Source organism: Flavobacterium hibisci (genome assembly GCF_020026925.1).
Taxonomy (GTDB): domain Bacteria; phylum Bacteroidota; class Bacteroidia; order Flavobacteriales; family Flavobacteriaceae; genus Flavobacterium; species Flavobacterium hibisci.
In genome coordinates this window covers 1-222 of record NZ_JAIQDW010000082.1, presented here as the reverse complement: position 1 = coordinate 222, position 222 = coordinate 1, and the positions used below count along the sequence as shown (strand labels likewise).

General features: G+C 40.1%; 1 protein-coding gene. It reads left to right on the top strand.

The window, feature by feature from the left end:
• Window positions 1-222: hypothetical protein (locus tag K8B81_RS21140; protein WP_223683456.1), on the top strand; the 222-nt coding region annotated here is incomplete at both ends.

The window sequence follows — 222 nt, the reverse complement described above, 5'->3', positions numbered from 1 at the left end:
ATAATGGAACAGATCAAACGATACATTATATCGTAAAAGACAATAATGGGTGTACTTTCCCAGGATCAGTTGTTATCAACAGATTAAATCCACCAGTAATTTCAGGTATTACCCATACCGATATTTACTGTACTCCAGCGTCTCGTACTACCAGTACAGTTACTGTTGCCAAGACAGCAGGAACAGGAGTTGGAGCGATTACTTATGAGATTACGGCTCCTG